Raw genomic sequence first — 13,641 nt, 5'->3', positions numbered from 1 at the left:
CCTTCACTGGGAGCGTCGGCCAGCCCACAGCACGAAGACACCGGCACGTGAAAACGGTGCGGTGCAGCGCTGTTGCTGGATGGACGCTCGACCGTGACCCTCATCGACGGTCGAACGATGTCAGGGTAGCGCATAGGGCGCTGGACAGGCAGGTCAATCCCAGCGAATCTCGGTATCGGAACGTCAGCCTTCCCTATGGATAATGCTGCAGATGCGTTCCTCCACCTCGGCGGGGGTGCGGTGGTAGGAATCGCCCCAATTCTTCAATTGAGTGAGGTAGCGGCTGTAGTCCTCGGTCTGTCCGGGCCGAATCCGCATTCCGATGTTTTCACGTAGCCACCGGATGACGAGAGCGTCCAGGATTGGGGCGGCGTCAGCGGAGGTGGAGTCACCACGTGCGGTGACGAAGAACAACCATGTGGTGAAGAAGTCCGAACCAAGCCGCGGAATTGCACCGGCGTTGTTGAGGTAGCGGTATCCCTCCACTGCGCCTTCGTCTCTGGCGATCCACATCGAACGGACGAGGCGGTTCACGACATTTGGTGAGAGCTCCGCGCCGATCGGCTTGTGTTCACCGGTCAGAATCTGTGCCGTTCGATACGGCCCGTAGCCGGAACCGCGGTGACCCCAGATCATCGCGACCACGAACGCGGCAGCCGGGTTGTCGTGTGCAATGCGATCGATCAACTGGGCTGCATCATCGCGTTTCAACGATTCCGGCAGAGACTGAAGGACATCGGAGACGCCCGGAATGTGCCCCACCCACTTCGACCACCGACCGATCGCGTACGCCGAACCCCGGTGATATGTGGGACTTCTCAAATATTGAGACAGCAAAGCCGGAACCATGACTCGCGTCGAAACAGTAGCGGTGTGGCGCCCCACCTTCCCGCTTATCGTGCCGTCCGCCCCCACGACAGTGTCGTCTTCGAACCAGGTGTTGTCGCAGGTGAGGCAGTGGCGGTTGACGGCGTCACCGGGGCTGTTCAACAGGACGACGCAACCGGTGAAAGCGATGCCCGGCACGGGACCCGGGGGCATGCCGTATTCGAGATGCATCACCGTGTGGCACTCGCACCGTGTGCACGCCGGCCGATGCGCCATGATCAGCTCGGACAGGCCCCCGGAGAACGGGTCATGCACCATCGCATGGCAACTCGCGCACAGCACCATGGAACCGCCGAACAATTCGGAGCCGTGGTGCTGTTGAAGGGCTGCCCGCGCCTGCAGGAGCGGCAGATGGTCGAAGCGCTGATGACATGCCGCGCACTCCCATGAGTGGCGGGCCATGCCTTGATCACCGTCGGCGCACCCGGTGGTGTCGATGAGATACCACGGTGTCGGATCGCTTTCTTCGGCTGCCGCGGCGTCGAGAAATAGCTGACTTGTCACGGGGTCCAAGGTTGCTGGGGGAGCGGGCAGGCTGTGCCCGAGTCGTCGTTCGATCCCAGCAACGGCCACCCCGCGAATGTTCCAACCGGCGGAGTCCACCACCAAGGTGTCAGGCGAGTGGACGTCGAATTCTTCGATGTTCAACACGGCAGGAACGTCGCCGGGGACGATCCACGCCACCAGATCACCGGGTTCGTAGTCGGGGTAGGAGAGCCTGAACTGATCCAGGTTCGGTTCGTCGTCACGGTAGAAGGCGAGGAACTGCTCGCGAGGCGTACCTATGCCGAGATGAACGGTGATTGGATCGGACATCGACCCCTCCTCGGGGTTGTAACGGTACTTACTGAACTTCGACTGAGACCGACGGTCAAGCGAAAGCGCACGCGGTCCGCGAAGGCGGCGAGTGATTGATTCGATTCCTCAAACACGTTCCATCAGAGTTGATCCCGGTACGTCGCTGGTTCGAGGCGTTAGAACCCTGACTCGTCGAGGGTGTCGAGTACCAGGTCGGCGATCGGGAGAGCCATGCTGTAGAGGTGACCGTTCTTCCTGAACGGCTTCTCGCGGACTCCGCGTGTGTTCTTCACGGCGAAACCGAAAGACGACATCGACCCTGCGAACGAACTCGGCTCGAGACCCGTGGAACTCTGTACGGACTCGACGGTGGCTTCAGGTGCCTGGTCTGCTATGGCGCGCAGCACCTTTCGTGCAGTTGGCTTCAATTGGGTGACGTACTTCCTCATCTTCGAGGCCGTCCAAAATTCAAGGTCGGGTGGTGTAGCGCTTTCCTTTTCGATGTCCTCGTCTTCGTCGTCAGCGAGCAAGTCTTCGACCGTATCGAGCCCGTAGCTCCAGGCGAGTTGCAACGCAACCAAGCTGGATTTGTCGACGTCTGGGTCGAAACTTATTGTTACAAGCATTTCGGTATCCTCTATGTGAGTCTCAGTGAGTTCGATAAGACTACACAAAAACAACGTGTGTTCGCAAGTGAGTAGGCGTGACTCTTTAGAAAACACGTTCATTCTCCGCGAGGGTAAACGAGACGCTTTGCTCGACGTGTCGTCGACTACGGTCGGGTCACTCCCCGATCCACGAGGCGCGGAGGTCAACGCCTTCGCCGGGTATTGCCCGCTCACGCGCCAAGAGCGCGGTAGTGTCCGGTCCGACGCGGGTTGTGAACTCAGCGAACACGCCTGGGGCCGGGAACGGACATTGGGGAGGGCAACGATGCAGATAGAGACTTACTTCAATTACGTTGCTGCGGTTGACAAGGCATGACACAGCCTACGGAATCGCTGCCCATCACGACGCTTCTACCGGAGACCGTGGCCGATCCCATCGTCATGTACGACAGTCATGCGGCGTTGCGGTTCGCCGTTGTCGAGCGAGCCTATGTTCAGCGTCTCGGTCCGGAGTGGGATCAGCCAGGAAACTACATCCTTCTCGACCCGGTTACGCCGGAAGGAAAGTGGGGGTGTTACGTCGGAAAGGCTGCACCCGGCGGCATCCGCGCCAGGTTGATGGACCACTTACGACAGAAGGACCATTGGCGACGAGCTTTGCTCATGCAGCGCGACACCAGCCACAGTTTCAACTCGGCTCAGGTGGCGTGGTTGGAGGGTCGCCTGTACGACCTGTTGGACTCCGCCGAGGAGGCGGTGCTGTCGAACGGGGTCAGGCCAAGTGACGAGACGTTGCCCTCATTCGAAAGGGCCATGTTGGAGGCGTGCGTGCTTCCGGTAAGACGGGTTCTGCGGCTGCTGGGGTACGACGCCGCGACGGCGGACGATGCGAGTGTGCCGACGCCATCGATGATCAGGACCCGTTCGAGTCGCTTCAATGGCGTGTCCCTGGTGGATCTAATCAATGCCGGGCTTCTCGGGCCTGGGACCCGCCTGGTCAGCGTCAGCACTCCATGGCCCGCGTCGGCTGTGGTGGGGGCACAGAACGAGATCGAGGTGGACGGGAAGAGCTACCCGACGCCGAGCGGAGCTGCCAGCGCGGTGAAGAACGGTGCGCCGGTCAACGGCTGGGATTTTTGGGCTATCGAAGAACCCAGCGGCAAGACCACGCTGGCAACGTTGCGAGCCAGGCTTCTGGACGCGCGAGGCGCGGCGGATACCTAGGTCGCGAACGCGCTCTGTCGGAGGTCGGCGCTCCTGTCACGCCGACGACAGGAAGAGCTCATGTGCACTGCAGGAAATTGTCTTCACGGGGTGGGCGTTCCGCGCGCCGGTCGGCAGCTCAACCTGCCCAGGTAACTGTGATGACGTCAACGTTCGTGTCGGGCGCAGCACTGAGGCGAGTCCGGCAGTCATAAACTTCCCCTCATGGATGGGCTGGACTTCGGAATGCCGAAGACATACAAGAACCGCAGCGGCAACGACGTCACCGAATGGCCGGATGGACTCAAGCTCGTTCGTTTCGCCGACGGCCGGATCAAGGTCGGCCGTCAAGGATCCGTCCTGCGTGGTGGCACACGCGGAGTCACTGCTCAGGAATTCCGTAGCGGGAACAACCCCACCGCTCATATCATTGCCGCGTTCGACAACCTAGAGGCCTAGTTCCCGTCGAGCGCACGAAATTAACGGTTCGGACACTCGAGGTGAGCGGAAATTCGATACGTGGACCTGCCTCTATTTGAACCACGATTCGGGAGCGTGCACCGGTGGCCTGATCTTGCCGTCGTCGATCAGGTACTCGCCCGGGTAGAGGCGATTGGCAGCGGGACGTTCGTGAGCGGGTATTTTCACCAGAAAGTTGTTCTCGCGCAACCGTGATGGCCTGTACGTGCCGGAGAACGTGACCATGACTGCGCCACCGCGACCGGATGACCCACCGTCGAGTGATTCTCGCCCGGTGTTGAACGTTTCGGCGATGTCACGGCCGTCGTTCCCCACGGTGATGCTGCCATCGTGATGGAGCTCGACGAAGGTGCCGTTGTCCGCGGCCACCGTGGCCGCCGTGACCTGCCCGGCCTGCGGATCGAGGTCGACAGCAAAGTCGGGAACCTTGCGTGCACCGCTGGGCGGGTCCACGTCGAGCTCTCGGCCGACACAAAGGGTGACGTACTGGCCCAACGCAGTGTGTCTGCCGGTGTCGGCTATCTCCCAGAGATGTTTCCTGGACGCAACTTTGACGCGTCCGTCGAGAAAGATACTGACCCAGTCGAATCCGTTGGAGAGCACGACGCGTTTGCTGTTCGGTGCCATTGCTACAGGATCGTGCACAGCGCCACGCCGGGCAATCCCACGACGTTCAATCGGTGGGCTGACGCCGGATGAAGTCCGACATCCCCGGCACGGTGAACGCGATCCGGCCGTGTTCGGGGGACCAGACCAGGCCTTTGCGGATCAGGGAGTCGCGGACGTCGCTGACACCAGTCGTCGTTTGTCCCATCGCCGCGGCGACGACTCCCGAACGCGGTGCGTCGTCGGCAGCGAGGGCAATGGCGCGCATGTAGCGACGCTCCCTGTCGGAGGGGCGGTTCCATCGCGAGGGGAAGAAGCCTTCGTCCAGAGCTCGCCGGCCTTCCTCGACCGCGAGGTGGGCGTCGTCTTCGTCGAATACTGCTGTGGCGGCGACGTTCCAGACGGCTTTGCCGTATTCCTGCAGGAAGTACGGGTACCCGCCGCTGGCCTCGACGAGAAGGGCCAGGGCATCGGGGGTGAAGGACCCGCCGTGCTGGTTGACCGGGATCTCCAGAGCTTCGGCAGCATCGGCCGGTGCCAGGGGACCGATGGTGCTGTACGCGAACTGCCGCTCCGCGTAGGACCGGTTGTCGGCGAGCACCGACGGAAGGTTAGGCAGGCCCGCGCCGATGACGAAGAACGGCCACTCCCGCTGGCTGGCCCGATGCTGCACCGACAGCAACGCCCCGAGGAGATCGGAATCGAGGTCCTGCATCTCGTCGATGAACAGCCCGAACGCGGTGCCCTTCTTCTTCATCGCGGCACTGATCGCCTCGACGAGTTCTTCCAGGTCGAGATCGATGTCTCCGCTGGCGGCACCGTGATCGAGTGACAGTTCGACTTTTGCCGGTCCGACCCCGACACCGAGGGTGAACCCGCGGGCGAGGGAGATCAGGTCATCGAGCGCCTTCTGCATCTGATGTTTGCGGCTGAACCGGCGCAGGCCGGCGGCGAGTTCGGACCCGAGCTTGGCGCGCACGGCGCTGACGCCGGACTCGTTGGGCCGCGCCTCGAGGCCGATCGTCAACCAACCTTGACGTTCGGCGTGTTCGGACAGGTTGTTGAGCAGTGTGGTTTTGCCGACGCCGCGCAGGCCCGACAGGATCATGCCGCGGTCGTAGTTGCGGTTCTTGCTCCTGGCCACCAGGAGGTCGAATTCTTCGCGTTGGCGGGTGCGACCTTCGAGCGCGGGAGGGCGCAGGCCCGATCCAGGCTTGAACGGGTTCAGGGCAGGATCCATATGGCAAACTATAGCCGTTTATGGAGAACAGGACCATAAATGTCAATAAACCTCCATACGCTGGTCACGGCAACACGGACGCGCCACGGACAGCGCCCGCTGATCGAGCCGGCAACACACTCCACGCCGTCTGCGACACGCTCACTCGCAGGTCCTGTGTTCGCAAGGCGGCCGGGTGGGATGATCAGGCGATGGCGAACGTCCTCGACAATGCCGGTCTGGACCGGCTCACCGCTGCAGTCCTGGCGTTGAACCCGCGCCCGCGCGAGCGACGATGGGTCAGCCTGAGTTTCGCGATCGTCGACGCAGTCTGGAGCATCGGCGCGACCTACGCCACCACCGTCGTGCCACTGGTTTCCCGTGTGGCGGCCGACTTCGGCGTCAGCCAGCCCTCGGTGCCGAACTCGTCGCCGCCGATACCGGATCCTGTCCCGCTGGAGGCCTTTCGCGCCAGATTCGATGTCGAGTCGCTCACCGCACGCACCAATCGCCAGCGGACCTCCACCCGCGGCGGCACCAGCAAAGCCCACGCCGTGCTCGACCACGTCGAGATCTTCCGCGCCGCCGGCATCGACACCCTCGATCAGGCCCGCGCGATCATGAGCGACGGACCGGCATTCGAGCGCCTCGACACCGCGCTGCAGGCCGTACCCGGGGAAGGCGGACACGGTGTGCGCCGCGGATACCTGTGGATGCTGATCGGCGACGACGACCGCATCAAGCCCGACCGCATGGTGCTGCGATGGCTCCGCAGCCAGGGCGTTGCGGCATCGCCGGTCACCGCTACCGCGATCGTCCACGAAATCGTCGCCCGCATCAACGACATCCCCGGCGAACGTCGCACCACCGCATGGGAAGTCGACCACGTCCTATGGCAGGCCGGCCGCGCACTGCCCGCATGACGTCCGGCGACGTCGTGGCCACCGGATCGGGCCAGCCGCCGCAGAAAGCGGACGTCCTCGCGCGGGCCTGCGCCGCGCTCAGCGCCGGAGACGACACCGCAGCCAAAGCCATCATCGACACCGACTACCCACACGTTGTCGGCACCGCAGCGCAACGCCGATACACGCTCCCCGAGATGCTGCGCACCTTCTACCGCGACGGATTCCTCGACCGCTACTCCGGCGACCGACTGATCCACCCGGGAGCATTGAGGTTGCTGTCGGTCGTGCTGCCGAACGAATTTCCCGCACATCCGAATTGGAAGATGACCGAGACCCATTTCGCGTTCTGGGAGCTGTTCCCGACCATCGATCACCTCGACCCTGTCGCCCGCGGGGGAGCAGACGAGGCCTCGAACTGGGTCACCACCTCGATGCTGCGCAACTCCGCCAAAGCGCACTGGAGACTGGACGAGCTCGGCTGGACGCTGCACCCACCCGGCGACGCGCAGCACTGGGACGGCCTGTCGGGCTGGTTCACCGACTACCTCACCGACCGCCCCGACCTCGCCGCCTCCTCGGCCTATCTAGGTCGGTGGCTGCGCGCCACCCGCGCTGTCCAGACAGAACGCCCCTGAACCACGGGGCACGTCGAGACGTCAGACGCCCAGGGCAGTCCCAGTGCCCGCTGACAGCGTGGGCTCGACCGATAAGGAGCCCTTATGTCAGGTGGCGACTCGTGACGGCGCTCATCGAGAAGTTCGTTAAGCCTCGTCAGTGCGGGCTATTACGGTTAGAACGAGTTGCAGGACCCCTGATAGGGGTGATCTGACCAGCACTGAGGCGAACCCGCGTTTGTCCTTGACACTGCTCTACAAACTCCGCACATCACACCGGTTGCGGACCTAATCGCAGCTCACCATTCAAGCGACAGAGTCGTCGGCGACCGCGCTGGCCTTGACCCCCCGCAGGATGTCCGCAATGACCTGAACGTCGTGGTCAGGGAAGAGAGAGTAGACCCCTTCCTTTGCATTGTCAGTGAAGGGTGACTCGAACAGTCGTGCCGGTTCCATGACACCGTTCGCGGTGAGCTCATCGACGATCAGAGTTACGAACCGGACCTGGTTAACGTCGAATCGCTTACGGTCGAGGTAACTTTCGAAGGCGTCGAGCGCCGATTGGCGGTCAAGCCCGATCAGGGACCGAATGAACAAACCCAGTCCGGCACCTTCCTGCTTAGCCCGCTCAACATCAACGGTGGTGGCTCCGCTGGCGGCGAGCATCTCTTCGAGCGCTTCGAGGTCTTCGGTCGTGAGTTGCCTGTTGCGCCGCAGACGTTGCAGGGCTACGTGATCCTCGTGCTGTTTGAGGTAAGCGGCCGTCTTTGCTCGGAATCGTTCCCAGTTGGTTCCGGGTGTGACGCCGGGCAGGACCACCACGGTCTGTTCACCGAAGGTGTCCTCGAAGTCGGTGTACACCTTCGCCTTCTTGATCTTCTCCAGAAAACGCAGCAGGCCCCGCAGCCGCAGCCGGGCAAGTTCGAGCATCGGCAGAGACACATCGACCCACCACTGATCGCCCGCAATCTCATCGAGCAGTACCTCTTGGGCCTTCACCGACGGAATCGAGAGCTGACTCAGTAGACCCATGGCAATGTTTTGGACCTGTTCACGGATGCGTTCGGCGGCAACCGCGTCACCTTCGAGCTGAGCGAGTTGGCGGCGCAGAATCAGCAAATCGAACCGTTTTGCGTCTTCATCGTCGTCCGTGGCCGTCGAGGGCAGCCCTGCGAGGTGCTCCGCCACCTCGGTCGCCGCCTGCGGAGTCAGAGCTGTCCACGAATCCCACTTGGCGTACCGCTCGACCCATTTACGGTGCGGGCGCACGAGGAAGTTGTCGAGGGTCATCGCGGCGACGATGGTGTGCAACGCTTTAGCGGTGGAGCGGCGCAGTTCGGGTTCGGTGTCGTCGAGGGCCGTGATCAGGCCCAGGCGGTTCTCGAAGAGTCGCTGGTTGAGCGATTTCTGGGTTGAGCCTTCGGAGCCGGGTAAGTTTTGGCTGAAGAATTCGAGGTTCCCGCAGAAGTCGAAGACGAAAAAGTCTGTCTTGTCTTGACCCGGGCCGAAGAGATCTGGGCGTAGTCGGGTTCCGCGTCCGATCATCTGCCAGAACTTTGACTTCGAACGCACCATTTTGAAGAAGACCAGGTTGACGACGTCGGGGACGTCGATGCCGGTATCGAGCATGTCGACGGAGATCGCGATGTGGGGAGCTTTGTCGGTCACGGAGAAATCGTCGATCAGCGACTGCGCGTAGCTGATGCCGTGGGTGATGACACGCGCAAACTGCCCTCCGTACCCAGGGTATTGGACATCGAAGCGCTTCTGTATGAACTCGGCATGGTCCTTGTTCTTCGCAAAGACGATCGTTTTGCCCAGTCGGTCACCGGAAGCCACCTTGTGACCCTGGTCCATCAGAATAGCGAGGACCTTGTCGACGGTGTCCTCATTGAAGAGGAACCGGTTGACCTCCTCGGAGGTGACCTCGTCCGGTCGGTCGTCCTCGCCCCAGTCGAGGGTGTCCCACTGATCCTTTTCCTCGTCGCTCAGGTCGGCGTACTTGATGCCCTGCCGCAGGAACGTCGTACCGACAGAGACTCCGACGGGTGGTACGAGGTACCCCTCACCGACGGCTTCGTCGAGACTGTAGGCGTCGGTCGGAACACCGTCTTCGAGGTGGAACAGCCGGTAGGTGTTGTGGTCGACTTCGTCCTTCGGGGTGGCGGTCAGTCCGACGAGGAGCGAGTCGAACCACTCGAAGATCGCGCCGTACTTCTGGTAGACGGATCGGTGTGCTTCATCGATGACGATCAGGTCGAAGTATCCGGGGCCGAACTTGCGCAGATCCCCCTCGACACCGTTGATGAGGTTCAGCATCGTCGGATAAGTGCACACGTACACCCGACCGTCGGCGGACTTCTCGGTGACCAGGTTGACCGTCGTCGCGGAAGGCAAGCTCGCTTTGAACGCGCTGGTCGCCTGGTTGACCAGCGCTGTTCGGTCGGCGAGGAACAAGACCCGCTTGACCCAGTTGGCTTTCATGAGCTGATCGGCCAACGCTATGACTGTCCGAGTCTTTCCCGACCCGGTTGCCATGACGAGCAACGCCTGGCGCTGTTTGCGGTCTAATGCGTCGTCGACGGCTTTGATGGCTCGGACTTGGTAGGGGCGACCAGCAACAGCGGTGTTGACTTGGGCGGCGCTAAGGGGAAGTCGGGTCGTTCGGCGCTGAATCAGCAGTTCTAGTTCATCGCGGGTGTAGAAGCCTCGGACTTCGCGGGGCGGGTAACCAGCTGCGTCATCCCAAATCCAATGTTCGTAACCGCTGGTGAAAAAAATGACAGGCCGGCGACCGAACTGCTTCTGTAGGCAGTCGGCGTAGAGCATGGCCTGCTGCTGCCCAACTTGGGGACTCTTGGTTGTGCGTTTCGCCTCGACCACCGCCAACGGCAAGCCGTCAGCACCCCACAGCACGTAGTCGACGAAGCCCTTGCCGTCCCTGTTGGGCATACCGGCGACTTCGTACTCACGGTCGCGGGGATCGGTGAGCGGCCATCCTGCTTCGGCCAGCAAAACGTCGATGAAGAGGTCACGGGTCTGCGCCTCGGAATAGTCGTGGTCATCGTGTGTGGTGTTCGCAGCCTGAGCTGCGGCGATCTGGACGCGGAGCGTCGTAATCTCGGCATCGTGCATGGCGAGCAGGTCATCCTTCTCTGCCAACGCCTTCGCAAGTGCTTCGTCTTGTTCCTCGAACTTCTGCGCCAGCTTAGCCAGCTCATCACGGCTCAGCGGTGCCGCGCTCCGAGCGAGCGCCGGGTCGAATGTGGCCTTCGTCGGTACAACTTGCGGGTTCGGCGAATAGCGGTAAGCGGCCCACACCATTACGTGGAACAGCTCCCGTAGTACCGCCTGCGAGACATCGCCCCTGATCGGCTTGTTGTCGTGGACAGCGGTATTGGCGACCTTGCGGATCAGGTTCAGCTTCTGTCCGATGCCCGCACCTGCCTTCGTGGCGAACGCTGCGTCGTTGATCTTCGCCGCCAAATCGTCCCTGTAGGGAATTGGAAGGTTCAAGACGTCGTAGAGATGGTTCACCAATCCCTCCGCCGCACGGCGGCTGTAGAAGCACGCGGAACGAGGGTCGCTGATCAAGTATGACTCAGCGCGGGCGCAATCGGAGAACGTGACGGGAAGTGTGGTCTTCAGGAAGTCGAAATTGCCCATCAGAGCTCACCCTGGAAAGCGCGGGCCTGGATGGAGCTAAACAGTTGGTCATCGAGGTCCAGCGCATGTTGGACGACTGCGCGCTGCGCGGTGAGATGTGCAGTTCTCAATGCGAAGAGTTTTTGAAGCGAAACCGGCGCAACAGCGATAGATAGCTTGCCGAACCTGCTCTTCGGCAACAATGGCATCGTCGTTGATGCACCGGCGGCAACAATGACCGGTTTCAGCTTTCGCATAGATTCCAGTCCGTAGGCGTCGTCGATCTCGTCAAACCATTCGACGGCGTTTATCTGTTGATTGAAGGCACAGGCTGAGCGAGCTTGATCGACCTTGCCGATGGTTGCACCGATACAACAGACAAGAGTCGCGCCTTTCCGAACAACTCGACTGGCCTGCGCGCCAGCTGATGAAACGGTTCGGGCGACCTCCCTCCGCGAGTTGAGGTCGCCCGGCGTTACGAATGGTATCGGTCCATCGAACATTCCGGGTTCTAAAGTTGGCGGGGTTTTTCCTGTCGATATTTTGCCTAAAAGCTCGATAGGCTTTTGTGGCCATTCACCATCTCTGAACATGTCTCGGTAAATGGCCTGCGCGAGTCCGTCCAATTGAACAATCACTTGGCGGCGTTTCTTACGCAGGGCGTCAGCCTGGTCGAGGATCGCGGCGATGCGCCGCTGCTCCTCAAGGGGCGGGAGCAACAGCTTTTGCCGGTACGCGTCCTCACGATTGAGACCCGGCACTGCGGCAGCCCTGTTCATCTGAGTCAGCCCGAGGCCGCGAAGCCTGTAGCTAAGCCACTTCAAGCTGACGTCGGATGATGGCGAGTTGACGTAGTAGGTCGTGTCTATTGGCCAGCACGAGTCGGATGAGTATGCAACCTCGCCGAAGGAGCCCTTGCGGCCAATGACTATTGTCGGACCTTTGGAAATCGTCGCCGAATGGTAGCCTACAACGCCATTTGATCCGTAAACTGGAAAAGCCCCGCCGTCGCGTTGATTAGCCGGAAGCGACTTACCGTACTTAAACTCGCAGATTTCGCCCAGCGACACCTCTGCCCAGCTCACGAGAGCATCGCCTTTAACTCCGACAAACCTTTAGCGATGTCGGCTTCGAGTGCTTCGATGTCGGCGACGATGTCGAGCGGTGCACGGTGTTCGGTCTCGTCGCGGACGACCTCCTTGTAGCGGTTGAGGGAGAGGTCGTATCCCTGGGCGACGATATCGGCTTTGGGTACGCAGAACGACTTCTCTGTCCGAGCCCGCTCGAGCTCCGAACCGTAACGCTTCGTCCAGCGTGTAAGAACGTCGGGGAGGTCATTCGCGTCGACCGGGTTCCGTCTATCGTCGAGGGAGTAGCCGTCTGCGTGGACGTCGTAGAACCACACGTCTTCGGTGCCACCGGAGTTGGTTTTCGTAAAGAACAGGATCGCCGTCGAGACACCCGCATACGGTCGGAACACGCCTGAGGGCAGCTTCACTACCGCGTCGAGCTTGTGGTCCTCGACGAGGATCTTTCGGAGCGACTTGTATGCGGTTGACGACCCGAACAGGACACCTTCGGGAACGACGACTGCTGCCCTGCCACCGGGCTTTAGCAGCTTCAAAAACAACGCCAAGAAGAGGAGTTCGGTCTTCTTTGTCTTAACGATCCGCTGCAGGTCCTTGCTGGTTGCCTCGTAATCGAGCGACCCAGCGAACGGTGGGTTGGCCAGGATTAAGGTGTACTTCTCGACATCTTCACTCGCACCCTCCGACAGTGAGTCGCGGTAGCGGATGTCGGGGGCTTCGATGCCGTGGAGCAGCATGTTCATGCTGCCGATGCGCAGCATCACGTTGTCGAAGTCGTAGCCGTGGAACATCGACCGGTGGAAGTGATTGCGCTGGGTCGCATCGGTCAGGGCTGACGGGTGCTTTTCTCGCACGTACTCCGAGGCGGCGACTAGGAACCCGGCGGTTCCGCACGCTGGGTCGCAAATCTCGTCAGTGGGTGTCGGGGCGGTCATTGCGACCATCAGGTTGATGATGTGGCGCGGCGTGCGGAACTGTCCATTGACTCCTGCGCTGGCGATCTTCGACAGCAGGTACTCGTAGAGGTCGCCGTTGGTGTCGCGCTCGACCATTGGGATGTCGTCGAGCATGTCGACGACCTTCGACAACAGCGCAGGTGTCGGGATGGTGAAGCGGGCGTCTTTCATGTGCTCGGAGTACGTAGAGCCGTCACCGCCGAGTCCGCGCAGGAACGGAAATACCTGCTCCCCGACGAGCTTGAACATCACTTCTGCGTCAGCGTTCTTGAACCGACTCCAACGCAGTTCCTCCTGACCCGGCAGGAAGACAGGGTTCTCAAGCGTGCCTGTGACGCGCGCCTTCTTCTCGGCGAGTGTCTGCAGGTCGTCTAGTCGACGGATGAAAAGCAAGGAGGTCACCTGCTCGATAACCTCTAGCGGGTTGCTGATACCACCCGACCAGAACGAGTCCCAGACACGGTCAATCTTGCTCTTAAGGTCACCAGTGATCACACAGTGACAGTAGCGAAGGGAATGACCTGAACTCGCAGGAACGGGTGACCACACCGGCAACGCAGTCAAATTCCAGTGTCGCTTGCCAGGGTGATGGGACCACCTGATTGCCAGTGGGTAGGGACCACCGTGGCGC

11 protein-coding genes are annotated in these 13,641 nt (G+C 61.4%); 4 read left to right on the top strand and 7 right to left on the bottom strand.

Going from position 1 to position 13,641, the window contains the following annotated elements:
• Positions 1-183: 183 nt before the first annotated feature.
• Positions 184-1,704: a hypothetical protein gene (locus tag ACOQFP_RS04305; protein WP_421583569.1), complete on the bottom strand. Its 1,521-nt coding sequence runs from the start codon at positions 1,702-1,704 to the stop codon at positions 184-186.
• A 158-nt stretch (positions 1,705-1,862) separates the two neighbouring features.
• Entirely contained in the window at positions 1,863-2,414 is a 552-nt protein-coding gene (locus ACOQFP_RS04300) for a hypothetical protein (protein ID WP_421583567.1), read from the bottom strand.
• 252 nt (positions 2,415-2,666) lie between these two features.
• Between ACOQFP_RS04300 and ACOQFP_RS04295 the strand changes: the two genes are divergently transcribed.
• Together ACOQFP_RS04295 and ACOQFP_RS04290 are read left to right on the top strand one after the other, a co-directional pair.
• Complete coding sequence (locus tag ACOQFP_RS04295; protein WP_421583566.1) at positions 2,667-3,518, top strand: hypothetical protein; 852 nt, start codon at positions 2,667-2,669, stop codon at positions 3,516-3,518.
• A 204-nt stretch (positions 3,519-3,722) separates the two neighbouring features.
• Positions 3,723-3,956 (top strand): hypothetical protein, encoded by a 234-nt coding sequence (locus ACOQFP_RS04290; RefSeq protein ID WP_421583565.1) that lies wholly within the window; start codon positions 3,723-3,725, stop codon positions 3,954-3,956.
• Between the two features lie 72 nt (positions 3,957-4,028).
• Here the strand turns inward: ACOQFP_RS04290 and ACOQFP_RS04285 are convergent, their stop codons facing one another.
• Together ACOQFP_RS04285 and ACOQFP_RS04280 are read right to left on the bottom strand one after the other, a co-directional pair.
• The gene (locus ACOQFP_RS04285) at positions 4,029-4,604 is read right to left on the bottom strand and encodes a hypothetical protein (protein WP_421583563.1); all 576 of its coding nucleotides are present in this window, start codon (positions 4,602-4,604) and stop codon (positions 4,029-4,031) included.
• 46 nt (positions 4,605-4,650) lie between these two features.
• Positions 4,651-5,823, bottom strand: a complete 1,173-nt coding sequence (locus ACOQFP_RS04280; RefSeq protein ID WP_421583562.1) for an AAA family ATPase — start codon at positions 5,821-5,823, stop codon at positions 4,651-4,653.
• Positions 5,824-6,014: 191 nt separating this feature from the next.
• Here ACOQFP_RS04280 and ACOQFP_RS04275 point away from each other — a divergent pair, with 191 nt between their 5' ends.
• Both ACOQFP_RS04275 and ACOQFP_RS04270 read left to right on the top strand, forming a co-directional pair.
• The gene (locus tag ACOQFP_RS04275; RefSeq protein ID WP_421583560.1) at positions 6,015-6,725 is read left to right on the top strand and encodes a hypothetical protein; all 711 of its coding nucleotides are present in this window, start codon (positions 6,015-6,017) and stop codon (positions 6,723-6,725) included.
• Positions 6,722-7,342 (top strand): HNH endonuclease, encoded by a 621-nt coding sequence (locus ACOQFP_RS04270; RefSeq protein WP_421583559.1) that lies wholly within the window; start codon positions 6,722-6,724, stop codon positions 7,340-7,342. Before ACOQFP_RS04275 ends, ACOQFP_RS04270 begins: the two co-directional genes overlap by 4 nt.
• 285 nt (positions 7,343-7,627) lie before the next feature.
• Here the strand turns inward: ACOQFP_RS04270 and ACOQFP_RS04265 are convergent, their stop codons facing one another.
• The 3 genes from ACOQFP_RS04265 to ACOQFP_RS04255 are packed head-to-tail and all read right to left on the bottom strand — an operon-like array spanning position 7,628 to position 13,505.
• Positions 7,628-10,987, bottom strand: a complete 3,360-nt coding sequence (locus ACOQFP_RS04265) for a DEAD/DEAH box helicase family protein (protein WP_421583557.1) — start codon at positions 10,985-10,987, stop codon at positions 7,628-7,630.
• Positions 10,987-12,051 carry a restriction endonuclease subunit S gene (locus ACOQFP_RS04260; RefSeq protein ID WP_421583556.1) on the bottom strand — a complete coding sequence of 355 codons (1,065 nt, stop codon included), beginning with the start codon at positions 12,049-12,051 and terminating at the stop codon, positions 10,987-10,989. The genes ACOQFP_RS04265 and ACOQFP_RS04260 overlap by 1 nt, the downstream gene beginning before the upstream one ends.
• Positions 12,048-13,505, bottom strand: coding sequence for a type I restriction-modification system subunit M (locus ACOQFP_RS04255; protein WP_421583555.1), 1,458 nt, complete (start codon positions 13,503-13,505; stop codon positions 12,048-12,050). The genes ACOQFP_RS04260 and ACOQFP_RS04255 overlap by 4 nt, the downstream gene beginning before the upstream one ends.
• Between the last annotated feature and the right edge of the window lie 136 nt (positions 13,506-13,641).

This window comes from Rhodococcus sp. MALMAid1271, assembly GCF_049195265.1.
GTDB lineage: Bacteria > Actinomycetota > Actinomycetes > Mycobacteriales > Mycobacteriaceae > Rhodococcoides.
Note: the sequence above shows the minus strand (reverse complement) of the source record. Positions and strands in the feature narration are given on the sequence as shown.